Genomic DNA, 18,742 nt, shown 5'->3' with positions numbered 1-18,742 from the left:
GGGTCAAGAAAATTTTAGAGATCACTATGTGGTCTTTTTTTTATAAAGTTTACTTTGATAGATTGGCGTTACTTTTTATAATTGCGAGTAATTGTTCGGCCATATAGCTAGAGCTATATTTAAAATTACCATTTATAAGTTCTAAAATGAGACCTAAAATCGCATAAGTGTGATAACTTGCGATTAGCTCCCTATTAATATTTGAATGTGGAAACCGTACAGGAAGTTCTTGAATGGTCAGTTCCTTTAGAGCATACGTAATTTTGTGCTGAAAGAAAGTTAATACACTTGAACTTACAATCAACTTATAAAAGTCAGAGTATTTATGTACATGTTCAAAGATTTTAATTGAATTAGTGGTTAACTTGTTAACATCGAATGTGTCTATATGTATATAGGGTTCACGATATGAATGAATTAAGTCTGTTAATACTTCATCAATGATATCTTCAAGAACATCCTCTTTGTATTGATAATGTTTGTAGAAAGTACCTCGGTTTAAATTAGCGGCCTCTACCATATCTTTTATGGTAATATCCTTAAAATCTTTTTCGTGCATTAATAGAATAATCGCTTCTTTTAATGCTTTCTTTGATTTGAAGATTCTTCGATCTGTATGACTATTTTTATTAGACATAGAGAGCCTCCAGTGTTCAATAATTTTCGTTTACAAAACAAATGTGAGTTTTATTGTTTACTAATGAACATTTGGAACAAGTTTTGCTTATTGAATGAACTTAATGTAGTTAATTATACTATAAATAGGGGAAAACCTTAATCAACATCTGTTTAAAAGAACTGAAAATTGGTAGCGCATTCAATAAAAGGTGGGGGAGAATACATTGAGACTTGAAAATAAGGTAGCAGTAGTTACAGGAGCAGCCTCTGGAATGGGGAAAGAGATTGCGATTACGTATGCACGAGAAGGGGCAAAGGTAGTAGTCTCTGATATTAATATTGATGCAGCGAATCTTACGGTAGAAGAAATCGCATCTAATGGTGGAGAAGCAATTGCTGTCAAGGCAAATGTAGCGAAAGAAGAAGATATTCAAAATTTAATTGATACAGCAGTAAATACATATGGAACCTTAGACATCTTAGTGAATAATGCAGGAATTATGGATAATTTTGTGCCTGCTGGTGATATGGAAGATGAACTATGGGAAAAGGTATTTGCAATTAATACAACAAGTGTTATGAGATCTACACGTAAAGCATTAACAATTTTTTTAGAGAAAGAAAGTGGAGTCATCATTAACATAGCGTCTGCTGGAGGAATTCAAGGGGCAAGAGCAGGGGCTGCCTATACAGCTTCTAAACATGCAGTGGTTGGATTCACAAAGAATACAGGTTATATGTATGCTAACAATGGAATTCGCTGTAATGCGATTGCGCCAGGTGGTGTTGAAACAAACATTAGTGCTACATTGACGAATGTTAACCACTTCGGTATGGGGCGTATTCAACCAGGACTTGCTGTAAATCCACGCGTAGGTAAACCAGAAGAAATTGCAAACATTGCTCTGTTCCTTGCTTCTGATGAGTCAAGTTTTGTGAATGGTACAGTTATTGCTGGTGATGCTGGTTGGACAGCTTTTTAATTTTAAAAAATTGTTAAATTAAGAGTGCATTGACTTCGTTTAGTTGATGTACCTTTTGATAAAATAGTTATTCCATCTTATCTACAGCAACGTTTAGTGCACTTTTTACCAAATAGCGGAAAAGGGGAGTTGTACATGAACGAACAAAATCAGGATCAAAGTTTTGATGTAATAGTTGTAGGTAGTGGGGCAGGAGCAATTACAGCAGCAATTACAGCGGCCAAACAAGGCCTTAAAACAGTAATCATTGAAAAAGCGAGTACCTGGGGTGGTTCATCATCACTTTCAGGGGGAGGAGTCTGGATTCCAAATAACCCAGTTTCAGTAGCTGCAGGATTAAAAGATAGTTTTGAAGAGGCATTAACTTATCTTGAAACGGTTATAGAGGACGTTGGTCCAGCTAGTTCAAAAGAAAGAAAGATGACTTTTCTACAAAATGGTCCAGAAATGATTAGATTTTTACAAAATGAAGGAATGTCATTTATTGCAGGTACCCTTTATCCTGATTATTATCCAGATAAGCCAGGTGGCAAAATTGGTCGTTCGCTAGATTGTGAATTTTTTGATCGATGTAAATTAGGAGAGCTTAGTAAAACATTACGTGTTTCAGATATGCTGCCTCCAATTCCTTTTTCTACATCGGAAGTAGCACATTTACCAAAAGCTTTTACTCAGTTTAAGCACTTCTTCAAAGTAGTAGATATGTTTGCTAGAGGAACAAAATTAAAGATCTCTGGTAAGCAGGCACTTGGGTTGGGTAATGCATTAGTTGCTCAGTTAATGTTTGTAGCCCAAAAATATGATGTTCCTGTATGGCTAAACACTCCTTGTAATCGGTTAATAATGGAAGGAGAAAAAGTTGTTGGGATTGAAGTAACAAAGGATGGAGGACCATTATCTTTGTATAGTAATGCGGTGATATTAGCGGCCGGAGGCTTTGAGCGCAATGCAGAAATGCGCCAAAAGTATCAAGGTGTTGGTTCAGACTGGACTGTAGCAAATCCTGATAATACAGGCGATGTAATTAAGCAATGCATGGACATTGGTGCGGATATGGCATTATTAGATGATTCTTGGTGGGGAGCGGTTGCAGTAGACCACAAAGGAAATAGGCATTTCTTAGTTTGGGAAAGGTCGATGCCGCATTCACTAATTGTTGACCAAAGTGGAGAACGTTACATGAATGAATCACAATCATATGTTGATGTAGGTCATGACATGTTAAAACAAAATAAGGAAGGAAAAGCTATTCCTTCATGGCTTATTTTAGAGAGTCGTAATCGTAATCGTTACATTTTTGGGATGGCCATGCCTAGATTAACACCAAAAGAGTATATTGAGGAAGGGTTTTTCTTAAAAGCAAATACAATTGAGGAGCTCGCAGAGAAGTGTGAGATTAATTCAGAGAATCTACAATCAACTATCCTTCGATTTAATGAGTTTGCAGATAAAGGCGTTGATGAAGATTTTGAACGTGGTAGAACTACCTATGATAACTATTATGGAGACCCTAACTATAAAAATCCTAACCTTGGTAAAATTGAAAAAGGTCCATTCTATGCTGTGAAAATATATCCGGGGGATCTAGGCACTAAAGGTGGAATGGTAACAGATGAGTATGCGCGAGTTCTGAAAGATGGCGAGCCAATATCGGGATTATATGCAACTGGTAACTGTTCAGCATCAGTGATGGGAAGGACTTATCCAGGACCAGGGTCGACGCTTGGACCTGCCATGGTATTTTCATACATTGCAGCAAAACATCTAGCAGAAAATGAAAGCAAAGATATGAAAATATCTAGTTGAGGCTTTGAAAAATCAAATTTCATTATGTGTAAAAGAGATAACCAGCAGAAATGGCTGGTTTTTCTATGTGAAAGTTAGACCATATTTAATCAAAATAAAAATAGGAGTTAACATGGTTTGTTTAAGCAACAGAGAATTTACGGTTAATTTAATCATCTTTTTTAGATATGACACACCATCTCTTTTTAGAAAGTAGTCTCTCCTACTTTAACTTATCATTATGAGGTGTTTTATGCTTTTTGTTAATAACTTCATGAAAGAGGGAACCATCAACTGAAGGCGTTGAACTTTGTTGATTTATAAAGGCACTCATCAACTTTTTGAATTCTCCAACAGTCAACGGTTTAGCATCAGGCATTAGTTCATAGCCGAGCTGCCCGTTTGGTTCTATGGTTGCATTTTTTATATCTTCTATGTTAGAAATTCCCTTTTCTCTTAGCTGCATTTCTAATTTATCGCTTGTGATTCTAAGTTTCTTTAAGTTCTTCGTTTGTAGTGCTCCATTTTTTATAACAATTATTGATTTTCCGGTAAAGAGTTTTTCAAATAGATTTAGTTTTAGCTGAAGAAGTTCAACTAAAACAAGAACAAGAATTAATAAGGTAATAATAGCAATTGTTTTAGTTATACTTTTTTCTATAATCGGTTGCACAATAATCGTTCCTATTGAAATCATGATAACAGTGGTTGGAATGGTAAGCTGGGAAATTGATTTTCTTCCAGATATTCTAAGGAGAAGTAAGGATGCCATTACTAAAACAATTGTTTTCCAAATAAATTCCATTGATAGCCTCCAGAGTAAAAATATGAATTTTTTATAGTATTAGCAAGAAAACAAAGGTTATGTAATGATTATTTTCATATTCAATAAGTCGCGTTTTATAGAATATATGTAAGAGTGGAATTAATGAGGTTAAATTTTATATAAATTTGGAGAAGCATTTAAAAAAATAGCTAGTGTAAGAATATGATTGAGTGGATTAAATAAGAAATTATTACATAAGGATTCCCAAGGTTTTACATAAAATTAATACTTTATTATAAGGAGATTAACCTTAATCACTTACCCTTGTACTCATAGTTAATTCTATACTTATGGATACAGGGGGTGGGTACCATCGTTAAGGTAGATGAAAAGAAACTGTTTTTTGATCGATTGTCTAACTTGCAGAAAATTGCTGCTGTAAAAGAGCCAAGGCATATTGAAAAGGTTCTGGAACATAAGGATAAAATAAGTGCAGTGTTTCTGATGACAGGTACGATTATGTCAGTGAAGGGGTATGTTGACCTTTTTAGAAAAGAGGGGTTACCTGTATTTATCCATATTGAAAAGATTAGTGGGTTGAGTATTAATAATGAAGGAATCGATTTCATTGCGAATTATGTAAAACCAATTGGAATTGTTACAACAAAACCGGGTTTAATTTTAAAAGCAAAAAAGCATAAATTGATGGTTGTGCAGCGTGTGTTCATGATTGATTCAGAGGTTTATAAACAACTACTCGATTCAATGGATCAAAGTAGGGCAGATATCCTTGAAATCATGCCTTCACGTCTTCCACATATTATTCGCTTAGTTTCAGAAAATGTGAAGATGCCGGTTATTACTGGAGGCTTGTTGTCAGAGGTTTCCCATGTGAAGGAAGCACTAGAAAGTGGTGCGTTGGCTGTCACAACCTCTAATATAGATATATGGAAAGCGGATTTATTCAAACAGGATGTTGAATATTCAACATTGTAAAAAGGGACAAGTTATCTTAAAAGTAACTTTATATTAATTTACAATTCTATGAAACGTACTTAATAAAAAAAGAGTAATATTCTAAATGTAAAGTAAATAACTAACAGGGTTCAATTAGAGAGACCTCAAATTCGGTTGGCTATTAGCCAATCCATTTGAGGTCTCTTTTTTGTGGGGAGGTGGAGTGTCTATCATACGTGTAAATAAATGAAGATTGTTTGCAATCAAGGCTACTTTGTAACCTTTGTTGGCTGTTAAACAGAGTAGTCATAAAGCAGGTTGAATACACGTAGACTCCTGCGGGACCAGTGGCCAAGGTGAGACCCCGCAGGAGCATAAGCGACGAGGAGGCTCACTGGTCACCCGCCGGACGCGGAGTGTATTCAGCCTGCGGCATTAAAAGCAACAATTTATACGAAAAGAGCCTAAACAAAAAAGAAGGGTGAGGAATTAAATGAAGAAATTATTTGGATTTTTATTAATGCTAACTTTTGCACTTGTTTTATCGGCTTGTAACTCTTCGGATTCAACTGGATCAGAAACATCATCAGGGTCAAATGAGGTTGCTGCAGATACTGGAAAGATCGAACTTACATATTGGTATGCTTGGGGAGATAAGATTGGAGAAAATAACGAAAATCTTGTGAAAATGTTTAATGAATCACAAGATAAGATTCATGTGACAGCTGAATATCAAGGTACATATGACGATTTACATGCAAAAACACAGGCTGCATTTGCTGCAAAAAATGCTCCAGAAGTAACGATGAATGAGATTGCCTCTATTGGTGTATTTGCAAAGTCTGGAATGACTCAAGATTTAACACCTTTTGTTGAACAAGATGATATGGATTTAGATGATTTTAATCCAGGACTTATGGGCAATTCATATGTTGATGACAAATTATATGGACTTCCATATTTGCGCAGCACACCGATTCTTTATATGAATACGACAATGCTTGAGGAAGCTGGTCTAGATCCAGCTGGTCCAAAAGATTGGGCAGAGTTTGAGGAATACTTACGTGCACTAACTGTAGAAGGTAAGACAGTTGGGATGACAATGCCGGTTAATATTTGGATGTATGAAGCATTTGTGGCTCAAGGAGAAGGGCAAATGATTTCTGATGATGAAACGAAAGCTACTTTTAATGAAGAGGCTGGTGTAGAAGCACTTGAGTTCTGGAAGAAGCTAGAGAAAGAAGGAATTATTAAGGTTCCTGGTGGTGAAGAAGCAGGAGAAGTTGCTAAACAGGATTTCGCTAACAGTCGCTCAGCTATGATTTTTTCATCAACTGCTGACCTTTCATATAACTTAAGCGTTGCCGAGGAGCAAGGGTTTGAATTAAATACAGCATTCATGCCTTCTAATAAAGTTCACGGTGTTCCAACAGGTGGAGCTAATCTTGTTATGACAGCTGGTCTTGATGAAGAAAAACAAAAAGCAGCATGGGAATTCATTAAATGGATGACTGCTAAAGAACAAACCATTTATGCAAGTAAATTTACTGGCTACCTACCAAGTCGTCTTTCAGCAGTTGATTCAGATGAAATGAAAGCTCTGTATGAGGAAAGACCACAGTTCAAAGTAGCGGTTGATCAATTGCAATACGGTCATGCACGTCCAATGGCTGAAGCATATCCTGAAATTGCAACAATTGTAACAGATGCAATAGCTAGAACTCTATTAGAAGATGACCTTTCACCACAAGATGCACTAGATGCAGCAGCTGAAAAAGCAAATCAATTGCTTAAATAAATTTCAAACTTAAAAAACATTGAATGATAGTTCCAAGCAGGCTGAATACACGTGACTCCTGCGGGACCAGTGGCCAAAGTGAGACCCCACAGGAGCATAAGCGACGAGGAGGCTCACACTGGTCACCCGCCGGACGCGGAGTGTATTCAGCCTGCGACTTTTAAAAGCATCACTCTATACGAAAATTTAAGGGAGTTGGGAATTTGATGGATTGGATGAAGAATATAAAGGTCATCATCTCAGACTTAGATGGGACCTTGTACCAAGACTATACATTTTTAGGACGTTACATAAATTATTTACTAGATGGCATAATCGACGAGCAGGAAATTCAAGGTCTGATCAATGAAAGTTATGAGATTCTTACAGGGAAACACCCTATTAAATTAGGTCATTATTATAACCGTCAGAATAATAGAGTCTACACTTTAGAAGAATTACAGCTTATGGGTGGAATAGATGAAACTCATCTCTATTTAGGGGACCCATGGTGTATTGCTGCTTTATATACAGAAAGATATAACATTGGAGAAGGTACTAGGATTTATGCATTTGAGCGAGTTCGTAAAGAAATGATCAATGAGCCATACAAATTTCCTATTCATAATCCTTTATTTGAAAGGATTGGGGCATTGAAGCTTGAGAGAAAAATCTTTATGACAAATACAGCTGGTCAATCTGGTCCAGAATTTGTGAAGCATTTAGCGATTGGTCAGCTATTTGATGAGTTTATTTATGATGCGAAGAAACCTTTTGGGATTCAACTTGTCTTGAATAGGCTTTTCTCAGAAGGATATCATCCATTTGAGATATTGTCGATTGGTGATAACCCCTTTAACGATTTAGTTCCCGTGAAACAAGCCGGGGGAAAAACGTGTTTAATTTCTCAATACCCACATGAGGATGCGATTGATTGGGATGTATCGGTTAAAACGATCGAAGAGCTAGCAGCATTTTTACATGAATTTGAGGTTATCCATCAATAAATTCCTAATTTAGTAGAAATGGAGATGAAGAAATATGGCCGAAATTAGATTGGTTAATGTCTCAAAAACATATAACGAAGAAGAAGTAATTAGTGACTTAAATTTAACGATTCGAGACGGATCTTTTACCGTGTTGGTTGGCCCATCAGGTTGTGGGAAATCAACAACTCTTCGAATGATCGCCGGTCTAGAAAAGGAAACAGGTGGTGAAATATGGATTGGTGACAAATGTGTAAATGATACTCCACCTGGTAAGCGGAATATTGCGATGGTCTTTCAGAATTATGCATTGTATCCGACCATGACAGTTCGAGGAAACATAGAGTTTGGCTTGAAAAATAAAAAAGTACCAAAAGCGGAAAGAGAAAAACTGATCAGTGAAATCTCTCAAATAGTCGGACTGACAGACTATCTTGATAAGAAGCCCCAAAATCTTTCTGGCGGACAAAGACAGCGTGTTGCTTTAGCAAGGGCAATGGTGAAGAAACCAAAGGTATTTATATTGGATGAACCTCTTTCTAATCTCGATGCAAAGCTACGTGGACAGATGAGAACAGAATTAATTCAGCTACATAAACAGTTAGGAACTACCTTTGTTTATGTGACACATGATCAGGTTGAAGCGATGTCAATGGGCGATGAAATTGTAATCATGAACAAGGGGGAAATACAGCAGGCAGATCATCCAATGGCTGTGTATCATGATCCGAATAACACATTTACAGCGAATTTTATTGGTACGCCTGCAATGAATATTCATGAGATTGAGCAACTTTCTACATTTATGCCTCCAGTCAATAGTCACGTGAAATTTGTTGGCTTTCGTCCAGAACATATTCAGATAACGCTCAAAGGTAGCGATATCAAAGATAGCATTATCCTTCCTAGTGAAATTATCACAATGGAGACATTAGGGTCTGAAACAATTTATACGGTAAAAAACTCTGCTGGTGTGATGAATATTAAAAGTGTAATGGACCCTTTATATGATCAAACACTGGTGAATGTGATTATACCTTATGAAAAGCTCTATTTCTTTGACCAAAACGGAGAGCGTAATCGGACAATACAAATGAAACAAAGTGAGCCGTTATTGGTTAAGGGAGGCATCTAAATGGTCATGAAAAGGATTCGGCCCTATCTGATGATTGCTCCAGCCATTACGATCTTTTGCTTATTTTTTATTTATCCAATAGGCTATATGATTTATTTAAGTGCACATGATTGGAATTTCGTAAGTATTGAAAAAACGTTTGTAGGACTCAGTAATTTTAAGACTCTTTTCTCTGAGCCTGAATTCATTGAAGTCATGCAAAATACGTTTACATATACAACTCTAACGGTGTCGTTTACGATCGCGATTTCATTAGTGCTAGCTTTATGGTTAAATCGACAGGGTGTTTTATATGGGTTTGTGCAAGGTGCCATTTTTAGCCCTCATATTATTTCTCTTGTCTCAGTTTCGATGCTGTGGATGTGGTTAATGGATACAGACTATGGTTTATTAAATTGGGTTTTAAATTTATTTGGTATCTCGAGTGTTCCCTGGCTAACAGACCCAAGTACATCACTACTTTCACTTGTTATTGTTGCCGTTTGGAAAGGGATAGGCTTTAATACATTAATTTTTATTGCAGGTCTTCAAAGTATTCCACGAGATATTTACGAAGCAGCAGAACTTGATGAAGCAAACAGAACACGCACGTTTTTTAAATTGACGTTACCCATGCTGTCTCCGACTTTGTTTTTCTTAACCATTATTAGTTTAATCGGTTCATTCCAAGTATTTGAAACGATTTCTATTATGACTAGTGGTGGACCGATTAATTCGACAAATACGTTTGTGTATTACATATACGAGTATGGTTTCCGTTTCTTTAAAATCGGCTTTGCTTCAGCAGCGGGAGTATTATTACTGATTATTGTCAGTTTGTTAACGATTGTCTATTTTCGAATGCTTTCTAGCCGAGTTCATTACCGTTAACGAGGGGGATCTAAATGAAATCTTTACATATAGGAAAAATATTCAATGGGCTTGGACTTATCCTTGTTGTTGCTATATTTGCACTACCATTTGTTTGGATGATTTCAACATCATTTAAAACTCTTGGAGAAACATTAACATTTCCACCACAGTGGATTCCAGAAAAATTTTCAGTTGAAAACTTCATAGTAGCATGGAATTCAGGTCCATTTTTTCACTATTTTAAGAATAGCTTAATTGTTTCAATCAGTATCCTGATTTTGCAATTTTGTACAATTATTCCAGCAGCATATGCTTTCGCTCGATATGATTTTAAAGGTAAAAAGATTTTTTTTGGTTTAACCATGATGACGTTAATGATACCAGCGCAGTTGATTTTTCTTCCGGTTTATCTACAAATGAGTTCATGGGGATTACTTGATACATTAGCAGCACTCATTTTGCCTTTTGCTTCAAGTGCCTTCGGTATTTTTATGCTACGTCAATCATTTATGCAAGTACCTGAGGAATTGCTAGAGGCTGCAAGATTGGATGAAGCTTCAGAATGGAAGATTATTTTCCGCCTTATGATTCCAATGGCAAAGCCTGTTCTCATCACATTTGCCTTATTTAGTTTTATCTCACACTGGAATGACTACTTTTGGCCGCTTGTAATGACAACAAGTGATGCAGCTAGGACTCTTCCGCTTGGAATTTCAAAACTAAGGGAAGTAGAAGGTGGAATAGCCTGGAATATCTTAATGGCAGGTAATATGATCCTAGTTATACCTATCTTAATCGTCTTTTTCTTTGCACAAAGACAAATTATTAGAGCGTTTGTTTATACAGGAGTCAAATAATCGATAGAAAAGAGGAGACAAGATGAATCATTGTATTGCTCATCGAGGGTGGTCAGGAAGAGCTCCAGAAAATACAGTAGCGGCTATTCAACTTGCATTAAATAACCCTTCCATCTATGGAATTGAAATTGATGTACATTTATCAAAAGATGGTGTACCTATCGTCATGCACGACCACACTGTTGATCGGACAACAAATGGAAGTGGACGAATCATTGATATGACAGTTGCTGAACTAGGCAGCCTTGACTCAGGATCTTGGTTTGGACCAGAGTTTTCAGGAGAGAAAATTCCACTGTTAGAAGAAGTGCTGCATATGACAAATGGCAGGAAAAAGCTGTTAATAGAATTAAAACAAGCTGGTGCTCTATATACAGGTCTTGAACAGAAAGTTGCAGACATGGTTTCAAAATTTCAACTAGAGGATGAAGTCTTAATCATTTCATTCGATCATGAGTCACTTAGAAAAATAAAAGAGTATAATTCTCGCTTGCAAACAGGGCTTATTTATCTAGGAATGACAACCTTACTCGCTGAACAGGCTACTTATACTAGAGCAAACCACCTTTCCTTTCATCACAGTTTTCTAACGAAAGAGATTGTAGATGATCTATTGGAAAAAGGGATTGAAATTGGTGCATGGACGATTAATGATATGGAGTCTTTAGTACGAATAAAAGCTCTTAGTAGTAAAATTAACATCACTACAAATTTTCCGGAACTAATGATTTAAACCATATCATATCAATGAATACGGAGGGTGACATGATGAAAAGAGTAAAGATTTCATTTATCATTCCATCATATAATGAAGCGGAAAATATACCTAAGGTTCTTGAAGCGATAAACAAGGAAATGTACAGTCAATTCTATAATTATGAAGTGATTTTTATTGATGATGGAAGCACTGATGAGACGATGGAGACGATAAAACGGTTAGCATTTCACTTTGAAGAAGTTAGATATATTTCTTTCACTCGTAATTTTGGAAAAGAGTCTGCAATGCTAGCTGGTTTGCAAAGTGCTAGTGGTGATGCGGTTATTATGATGGATGCCGATCTACAGCATCCTCCTTCGCTTATTTGTCAGTTACTGAGAGGGTATGAAGAAGGCTATGATCAAGTCATTGCAAAGCGAAATCGAACAGGTGATTCACCAATACGTTCTTTCATTTCATCCTGTTATTATCGAATTGTAAATCATACGGTCGACGTAAAATTGTCTGATGGTGAAGGTGATTTTCGTTTATTAAGTAGAAAAGCTGTGAATGCGCTACTTACCTTAAGTGAGGGTAACAGATTTTCAAAAGGTTTGTATTCATGGATTGGATATGAACAGAAAACCATATCATATGACAATGTAGTAAGAGAGCATGGTGAAACAAAGTGGTCTTTTCCTAAACTTTTAAATTATGCGATAGATGGAATTGTTTCCTTTAATCATAAGCCTCTTCGTGTATGCTTTTATACTGGGGCTTTTGTTTTACTATTGGCGCTACTCTATATTTCGATTACATTTGTTCAGATTCTTCGAACAGGTATTACAGTCCCAGGTTATTTTACGTTAATCTCTGCGGTTCTTTTTCTAGGTGGAGTACAGCTTGTTTGTATGGGGATTATTGGAGAATACATTGGACGGATCTATAGTGAAACAAAAAAACGACCGCATTACTTAATTCAGCAGACCAATGTTGATCAACCTGTACAAAAGATGGAAAAGAGAGCTACGCATGCGATTTAATCAGAGTGAGTTGTTTAGGTTTGTGATTGTTGGGGGTATTAATACCTTTCATTACTATGTTCTTTATTTATTTCTCCTTCATGTTGTAGAATCTCATTATTTTGTCGCACATAGTATCGGATTTCTGAGTAGTTTGATTGGTTCCTTCTTTTTGAATACTACATTCACTTATAAGGTAAAGCCAACATGGGCAGCCTTTATCCGTTATCCATTAACACAGTTGTTCAATACGAGTGCAACTTCTCTATTATTATTTCTATTCATTGAAATCTTGCAAATGAACAGTAGCGTTGCACCAATTATTGCTGTTTTGTTTACATTGCCTGCAACTTTTATTCTGACAGGGAGAGTATTGAAAAAGTCATGGACAAGAGAAAAAGTAAACACTTAATCCTACTAAAGCAGATAAAAAAATCACCGCCTATTTTCAATCTTTTCGTTTGTAGCATAACCATTGCGTTCTTAAGTCATTTATTTTTTATTTCAGAATGGCTTGATGGTCGATATATGACCGGTATAAATGATGGGTTGTCCCAAATGCAGCCGTTCAAACAGCTATTATACACACAATATAAAGAGGGGCAGTTTTTTTATTCCCCAGATTTTGGTCTTGGTGGAGGGACATATACCCAATTAGGCTATTACTTTGCAACCTCCATTGTTTTCCTGATTACAGTGGGGGTTACACTTATATTAGAAACCCTAGGAGTCATAAATGAGCCAGATATTTTTTATTGGGCGGATGTTATTTTAGTCATCAGTGTTATTCGTATGACCGCTATTTTAATGATAACTACTTACTATTTTCGTTATCTAAGGATCAGTAGTGTACCAGCATTTGTTGGAGCAGTTGTTTATAGCACAAGTATTATTTATTTTCGTCATGTAACATATTGGGAGTTTTTTGCTGATGCGATGATTTTCCTTCCTCTTCTATTAATTGGTATAGAGAGAATTATGAGGGAAGGGAAAGTGGCTGTATTTCTAGTTGCTGTATCTCTTAGTTTTTTTGATAACTTTTATTTTGCTTATGTGAACTTTCTGTTGATGGGGATTTATATTTTATTTCGGTGGATGATTCCGCTGTCAGAAGGTGAGCTTAAAAAGTCGAAACAAATAAAATTATACTTAATCAATGGTGTCACTGGCTTTCTGATTGGCGGTGTTGTTTTTGTGCCTTCAGTCTATGGTTTCTTAAATAATTACCGACCTTCCTTTGAAGATCATATACCAGTGTTTGAGTTTGTTGATAATATTCTATTAAACGGCAGAGTTGTTTATATTCCAGTTTTTGTTCTCTTAAGTCTCTTTTTATTTACTTTCTATAAAAACAAGTTATTCCGCTTTTTTGCTGTCACAACGATGATTCTTATAGTCATGCATTTCAGTCCGTTAGTAGGAAGTGTTTTTAATGGTTTTTCTGCTCCACAATATCGGTGGGAATATTTCTTAGCATTAACAGCCGGTGGATTAACCGCAGCCACTCTCCCAAAACTTTTATTGTTAAAAAAGAAACAGCTAGTGCTTCCAATTTTCCTAACAACTAGCTTATACTTTCTTTTTTATAGATTTGATCCAAAACTAAATTTTAAAGAGTTTTCTGATGGCTACTTAGCCATTACTGCAATCTTTACGATTCTTTTTGTAGTAGTGTTAATAATGTTTAAAAATCAGAGAATAGAAGTAGTAATGTCTTTTCTTATAATTCTTACGAGTATAATCAATGCTAATTTTTTTCAGGAAAACCGTTTGACTAATACTGGAACAGAATTTAGAGTGTCGAAAGAATATATGATGAGTGATGAATACAATGGGGCAGATCAACAGGAATTAGTAAGGATGTTAACCGAACAAGAGAAAGATCCACTTGCTAGAATCGATTGGATGGTTCCGTTACGAAATAATACGCCGATTGTTCAGAAATTTAAGGGGACGAGTGTTTATTCTAGTATTTTAAATAAAGAGTTATTGCTTTTTTATTTACAAGATTTGGAGATTGATATGAAGCGGGAGAGTGTGAGCCGTTACGGATCGTTTGGAGATCGAGCGAACTTATCTAGCTTGTTTATGGGAAAATACTTTATTGCCAAAAGAGATGATAAAGCTGTCCCTTATGGATATAGAGAAATTCTTTCTTCAGGAGACTATGTTGCCTATGAAAATGATCATTTGCTACCGTTTATAAGAACAACAAATACGATCTTTCAAGAGAATGATTTAAAGAACACCTCTCCACTTGCAAAGGAACAAGCAATGTTAGAGGGGATCGTACTTGAGGAAGAAAATTCGAATGAAGACATTCCTAAAAGTGAAAATTTAATAGAATATACTAGAATCGAGAAGGTTAACTCATCGTATGAAAAGGGAGTTTTAAAGATAAAAGAAGAAGAAGGTGGAATAGATTTAGTTGTAAATCACTTGAATCCTTCTGCAAAAGATTATTATTTAAAGTTCTACTTTGAAGGATTATCTAATAAAGAGGAATTTTTTCTTAAAGTGAATGAGTATATTACGGTCCGAAAAGAAGTCGGATCGATTTATCGAACGAATGTTAATGAGATTGTTGTCAGAATAAAAGCAAATGAACGAATATCAATACGACTTCCAAAAGGTTCGTATCACTTGAGAGACTTTGAGTTATATGAAGAAACCTATGAAGTATTAGAGCGTGTGAAGGAAAAGAGTAAGAAAGAACCGTTCACCCATGTTACCTGGTCTGGCAATCGACTATCCTTTACATATCAAAATGATCATAACAAACAATATGCGGCCATACCACTTCCATATGAGAAGGGATGGAGATTATCGGTAAATGGGGAGCCCAGAAAAATTCTTAAAGCGAATTATGCGTTTACCGGAATTGAACTTATCGATGGAGAAAACCAAGTAGAATTCGTTTATTATCCGCCTTTCTTTTTTCCATTATTATTTATTTCTGTTTTGACTATTATAACGTCAGTATTCATCATCAAACGTAAAAAAGCTGTTCCAAAATAGTGTCTGACACTTTTGGAACAGCTTTCCTTTTTAGTAAGATAAATCTAAGTGATTACAAAATGTAAAAGTGAACGGTTACTAATAAAAAGTTAACAATAACCTTAGTAATCAATTAAACTTCACATCCCCGTTAACAAAGTAATGTCTCCTAGATCTCTCCTACTTTTAAAACTAACATTTATTTATTAACCGTATATGAATAGGACATTAAGTCAAGGTTAATTGGTTATAATTTGAACCAATTAACACCTGATTTTTACATGTCTTATAAACTAGCTTAATATTAGTCAATTACACTAATAACTGTAAGTCAATTTTGGTTCTATCCATATTGACTATATCTACAATCGACTACTATTGAGGGGGAGAATGAATATGAAAATTGCAATGATTGGTGATTTACATTATCCAACAATTGATGAAACAATCCCAGGATTAGAAGAAGCTAGATCAACATTTTATGAAAGATTTATGAATCTGTTTTTAGGAACTGAAGCTAATTTCCATGTTTCAATTGGCGATTTAACGAACTTCGGAACTACAGAAGAGCTTAAAGAAATCTATCGAATCATTAATAATAAAGATTGCGTATTCTACCATGCTTTAGGAAACCACGATCTATACTCAATGACGAAAAAAGATGTTTTAAATATAACTGGACAAGCTCAGTACCATTCTTTTGAAACAGATGAAGCTATTCTTGTCTTTTTAGATACCGCAAAAGAAATGGATTATATGGATTGGGGAGGCTGGGTTGATAATGAGCAACTTAGCTGGCTCGAAAAGGTTGTTCAATCATCAGGAGAAAAACCGATGCTTGTATTTGCCCATCATCCTGTACATAACACAACCGTAAGATCAGATAAGGACAAAGGATCTATTCATCCTGATGTTGATATGTGGAGTATTCTTGATCAAAAGAAGGGTATTGGAGTATATTTCAACGGACACACACATGTAGATTCCATTGTCACTCAAGGGAATTGGACATTCATTCAAAAGTCCGCGTGTCTAGATCAACAGGCGATGCGCCTTATTGAAATTAACGAAGATGAAATATTAGTAAAAGCGATTGACTTAACTGATCCGCTAATTGAGGAGAGTTCACAAATTATCGCCAATAATATCCTTCATTTTTCTCCACAACTAGAAGCAAGAGGAACAGAGGAAAACAGAAATTGTCGAATTCCTCTTTTATCAAATGAAAGCAATCTTCTTAATAGGCTATAATAAAAACAAGAATCTTATTATAAGTAATATCTATTTTTCCAGCGATAAGCTGGCTTTTTTTTGCTTTAATATCTTATTTTTAGGCTCTTTTCTAAAGGCTGTTTTCTCAAAGTTTATAGTTTTAGACATAAACATTGAAACGGTAGTTACTAGCAGGCTGAATACACGTAGACTCCTGCGGGCTCACTGGTCACCCGCCGGACGCGGAGTGTATTCAGCCTGCGGCTTTAAAAACAACAATCTATACGAAAACAGCCTTTTTTAAGAATGAAAGTTACAAGTGATAAATGTAATGTTTATACACGTTTTAGGGAAGTTTCATAATATTGTAATAGTTACAACCAAATATTAATACCAGGTGTTAAAATTGGTTGTTTTTCTTTCATCCGCTTGCTACGATGACAGCAGAACGTTTCTAAAATGTTCTTGAATGACAAAACAAAAGGATGATTTAAATGAAATTTCCAGAACTTAAAATTGCGCATATGAAACCGAAAGTTCCTATTATTCAAGGAGGAATGGGTGTGGGTATATCCTTAAGTGGATTAGCCTCAGCAGTAGCAAATGCAGGTGGAATCGGAATTATATCAGGCACAGGAATTCCTATTGAAGAAATGAAAGGCCATATTAGAAAAGCTAGAGAATTAACACAAGGGATTGGCTACATCGGTGTTAATGTGCTGTATGCGATGACTGACTTTGCTGAAACAATGAAGGCGGCAATGGAAGAAAAGGTTGATTTCATCATATCAGGTGCTGGTATCTCAAGAGACATGTACTCATGGGGGAAGGAATACAATGTTCCAGTCATCTCGATTGTTTCATCTGCTAAAGTAGCAAGAATGTCAGAACGATTAGGAGCCTCGGCAATCGTTGTTGAAGGATTTGAAGCTGGAGGTCATTTAGGTACAGATCGACCGCTTTTTGAGATTTTACCTGAAGTAGTGGAGGCTGTTAATATTCCTGTCATAGCTGCAGGAGGTATTTTGAATGGGAAGGATCTAAAAAGAGCATTAGACATGGGGGCATCAGGTGTACAAATGGGTTCAAGGTTTGTGGCAAGTGAAGAATGTGATGCTCCACTTACTTTTAAGGAGAAATATCTAAACTCAAAAGAAGGGGACACGACACTAATCAAATCAGTGGTTGGACTTGAAGGGCGAGCAATAAAAAATGCTTTTACAGAAAAGATTAGCGATGATAAAAAGGTGAAAATTGATAAGTGTTATACATGTTTGAAGAAATGTACGCACCGATTTTGTATTTATGATTCTTTACTAAAATCGCGCGGTGGAGATGCTGAAGAAGGACTTGTCTTTAGTGGGTCACGAGTCCATGAAATTAATGATATCCTTCCTGTGAAGAGAATCATTGATAATATTATGCATGAATATAATGGACTGGCGGTAAGTAAATAAGGGGAAAAATCGACAAGCAATATATGCCTGTCGATTTTTTCTTGTATGAATTAAGTCAGATTCATACGTTTATCGATTATTATTTCCATTCATTCCGTTACGTGTATTGTTTCGATTTTCACGACGCAATAACGTGTTATTATTACGGTCATCTTCATCACGGTCCATCATTTCAGTTAATGGCCCTTCATTATCATCAATCTCATATGCATTTCCGTTACGATCGCCATTCATACGATTACCGTTACGGTCTCCATTCATGCGATTACCGTCCTGTAAATTACGATAATCATTCATACGATTACCATCCTGCAAATTACGATAGTTATCATCAAAAGTATCCTGTCTTAGGATACTAGGATTATCGACATTATGGGTACCGATATTATCGTTAGTATCGTTACCTGCACATCCGACTAAACCACTCACCATTAATGCTGATAAAGATAAAGCAGCCATTGTTTTTTTCAAAATAAAGACCCCCTTAAGTAAGAAGTAACGTTTAAAAAACTTAAACGCTCACTATATAGAATGGCTTAAGTCAGCAATATTAATCTGTCAGTTATCGGTAATTCATCTACTCTTATTGGTTTAGAAAAATTTTCAAACAATTTGATTGACCATTTTGGATATGAAACATA

General features: G+C 35.8%; 17 protein-coding genes. 14 read left to right on the top strand and 3 right to left on the bottom strand.

What is annotated here, in order from left to right:
• Positions 1–49: 49 nt before the first annotated feature.
• A complete protein-coding gene (locus tag BLQ56_RS14230; protein ID WP_090855592.1) occupies positions 50–637 on the bottom strand; it encodes a TetR/AcrR family transcriptional regulator in 588 nt (195 codons plus the stop codon).
• Between the two features lie 205 nt (positions 638–842).
• On the opposite strand from BLQ56_RS14230, the gene BLQ56_RS14225 reads away from it, so the two are divergent.
• Positions 843–1,601, top strand: coding sequence for an SDR family oxidoreductase (locus tag BLQ56_RS14225; RefSeq protein WP_090855588.1), 759 nt, complete (start codon positions 843–845; stop codon positions 1,599–1,601).
• Positions 1,602–1,736: 135 nt separating this feature from the next.
• A complete protein-coding gene (locus BLQ56_RS14220) occupies positions 1,737–3,407 on the top strand; it encodes an FAD-binding protein (protein ID WP_090855585.1) in 1,671 nt (556 codons plus the stop codon).
• 202 nt (positions 3,408–3,609) lie between these two features.
• Here the strand turns inward: BLQ56_RS14220 and BLQ56_RS14215 are convergent, their stop codons facing one another.
• Positions 3,610–4,191, bottom strand: a complete 582-nt coding sequence (locus BLQ56_RS14215) for a DUF421 domain-containing protein (protein WP_090855582.1) — start codon at positions 4,189–4,191, stop codon at positions 3,610–3,612.
• Positions 4,192–4,515: 324 nt separating this feature from the next.
• Here BLQ56_RS14215 and BLQ56_RS14210 point away from each other — a divergent pair, with 324 nt between their 5' ends.
• From BLQ56_RS14210 to BLQ56_RS14155, 12 genes are all read left to right on the top strand, one after another.
• Positions 4,516–5,148, top strand: coding sequence for a glycerol-3-phosphate responsive antiterminator (locus tag BLQ56_RS14210; RefSeq protein WP_238457270.1), 633 nt, complete (start codon positions 4,516–4,518; stop codon positions 5,146–5,148).
• A gap of 454 nt (positions 5,149–5,602) precedes the next feature.
• Complete coding sequence (locus BLQ56_RS14205) at positions 5,603–6,907, top strand: ABC transporter substrate-binding protein (protein WP_090855578.1); 1,305 nt, start codon at positions 5,603–5,605, stop codon at positions 6,905–6,907.
• A 203-nt stretch (positions 6,908–7,110) separates the two neighbouring features.
• Positions 7,111–7,893, top strand: a complete 783-nt coding sequence (locus BLQ56_RS14200) for an HAD family hydrolase (protein WP_139163101.1) — start codon at positions 7,111–7,113, stop codon at positions 7,891–7,893.
• A 34-nt stretch (positions 7,894–7,927) separates the two neighbouring features.
• Positions 7,928–9,007: an ABC transporter ATP-binding protein gene (locus BLQ56_RS14195; protein WP_090855572.1), complete on the top strand. Its 1,080-nt coding sequence runs from the start codon at positions 7,928–7,930 to the stop codon at positions 9,005–9,007.
• The gene (locus BLQ56_RS14190) at positions 9,008–9,877 is read left to right on the top strand and encodes a carbohydrate ABC transporter permease (RefSeq protein WP_090855569.1); all 870 of its coding nucleotides are present in this window, start codon (positions 9,008–9,010) and stop codon (positions 9,875–9,877) included. It begins immediately after the preceding gene.
• Between the two features lie 14 nt (positions 9,878–9,891).
• Positions 9,892–10,716, top strand: a complete 825-nt coding sequence (locus tag BLQ56_RS14185; RefSeq protein WP_090855566.1) for a carbohydrate ABC transporter permease — start codon at positions 9,892–9,894, stop codon at positions 10,714–10,716.
• A 22-nt stretch (positions 10,717–10,738) separates the two neighbouring features.
• Positions 10,739–11,449, top strand: a complete 711-nt coding sequence (locus BLQ56_RS14180) for a glycerophosphodiester phosphodiesterase (RefSeq protein WP_090855563.1) — start codon at positions 10,739–10,741, stop codon at positions 11,447–11,449.
• Positions 11,450–11,484: 35 nt separating this feature from the next.
• On the top strand, positions 11,485–12,456 hold the full coding sequence (locus BLQ56_RS14175; protein WP_090855561.1) for a glycosyltransferase family 2 protein: 972 nt from the start codon (positions 11,485–11,487) through the stop codon (positions 12,454–12,456).
• Positions 12,446–12,847: a GtrA family protein gene (locus tag BLQ56_RS14170; protein WP_090855558.1), complete on the top strand. Its 402-nt coding sequence runs from the start codon at positions 12,446–12,448 to the stop codon at positions 12,845–12,847. The genes BLQ56_RS14175 and BLQ56_RS14170 overlap by 11 nt, the downstream gene beginning before the upstream one ends.
• The gene (locus BLQ56_RS14165; RefSeq protein ID WP_090855555.1) at positions 12,820–15,453 is read left to right on the top strand and encodes a YfhO family protein; all 2,634 of its coding nucleotides are present in this window, start codon (positions 12,820–12,822) and stop codon (positions 15,451–15,453) included. Before BLQ56_RS14170 ends, BLQ56_RS14165 begins: the two co-directional genes overlap by 28 nt.
• 375 nt (positions 15,454–15,828) lie before the next feature.
• The gene (locus BLQ56_RS14160; RefSeq protein ID WP_090855549.1) at positions 15,829–16,683 is read left to right on the top strand and encodes a metallophosphoesterase family protein; all 855 of its coding nucleotides are present in this window, start codon (positions 15,829–15,831) and stop codon (positions 16,681–16,683) included.
• A gap of 455 nt (positions 16,684–17,138) precedes the next feature.
• Positions 17,139–18,101, top strand: coding sequence for an NAD(P)H-dependent flavin oxidoreductase (locus BLQ56_RS14155; protein ID WP_090855546.1), 963 nt, complete (start codon positions 17,139–17,141; stop codon positions 18,099–18,101).
• 69 nt (positions 18,102–18,170) lie between these two features.
• Here the strand turns inward: BLQ56_RS14155 and BLQ56_RS14150 are convergent, their stop codons facing one another.
• Entirely contained in the window at positions 18,171–18,572 is a 402-nt protein-coding gene (locus BLQ56_RS14150) for a hypothetical protein (protein WP_090855542.1), read from the bottom strand.
• Positions 18,573–18,742: the final 170 nt, after the last annotated feature.

Source organism: Litchfieldia salsa (assembly GCF_900104555.1).
Taxonomy (GTDB): domain Bacteria; phylum Bacillota; class Bacilli; order Bacillales; family Bacillaceae_L; genus Litchfieldia; species Litchfieldia salsa.
Note: the sequence above shows the minus strand (reverse complement) of the source record. Positions and strands in the feature narration are given on the sequence as shown.

Bases quoted from the DNA above. Each gene is read 5' to 3' on its own strand.
- BLQ56_RS14230 (WP_090855592.1), bottom strand. From the start codon at position 637: ATGTCTAATAAAAATAGTCATACAGATCGAAGAATCTTCAAATCAAAG.
- BLQ56_RS14220 (WP_090855585.1), top strand. From the start codon at position 1,737: ATGAACGAACAAAATCAGGATCAAAGTTTTGATGTAATAGTTGTAGGT.
- BLQ56_RS14215 (WP_090855582.1), bottom strand. From the start codon at position 4,191: ATGGAATTTATTTGGAAAACAATTGTTTTAGTAATGGCATCCTTACTT.
- BLQ56_RS14205 (WP_090855578.1), top strand. From the start codon at position 5,603: ATGAAGAAATTATTTGGATTTTTATTAATGCTAACTTTTGCACTTGTT.
- BLQ56_RS14195 (WP_090855572.1), top strand. From the start codon at position 7,928: ATGGCCGAAATTAGATTGGTTAATGTCTCAAAAACATATAACGAAGAA.
- BLQ56_RS14190 (WP_090855569.1), top strand. From the start codon at position 9,008: ATGGTCATGAAAAGGATTCGGCCCTATCTGATGATTGCTCCAGCCATT.
- BLQ56_RS14185 (WP_090855566.1), top strand. From the start codon at position 9,892: ATGAAATCTTTACATATAGGAAAAATATTCAATGGGCTTGGACTTATC.
- BLQ56_RS14180 (WP_090855563.1), top strand. From the start codon at position 10,739: ATGAATCATTGTATTGCTCATCGAGGGTGGTCAGGAAGAGCTCCAGAA.
- BLQ56_RS14175 (WP_090855561.1), top strand. From the start codon at position 11,485: ATGAAAAGAGTAAAGATTTCATTTATCATTCCATCATATAATGAAGCG.
- BLQ56_RS14170 (WP_090855558.1), top strand. From the start codon at position 12,446: ATGCGATTTAATCAGAGTGAGTTGTTTAGGTTTGTGATTGTTGGGGGT.
- BLQ56_RS14165 (WP_090855555.1), top strand. From the start codon at position 12,820: ATGGACAAGAGAAAAAGTAAACACTTAATCCTACTAAAGCAGATAAAA.
- BLQ56_RS14160 (WP_090855549.1), top strand. From the start codon at position 15,829: ATGAAAATTGCAATGATTGGTGATTTACATTATCCAACAATTGATGAA.
- BLQ56_RS14155 (WP_090855546.1), top strand. From the start codon at position 17,139: ATGAAATTTCCAGAACTTAAAATTGCGCATATGAAACCGAAAGTTCCT.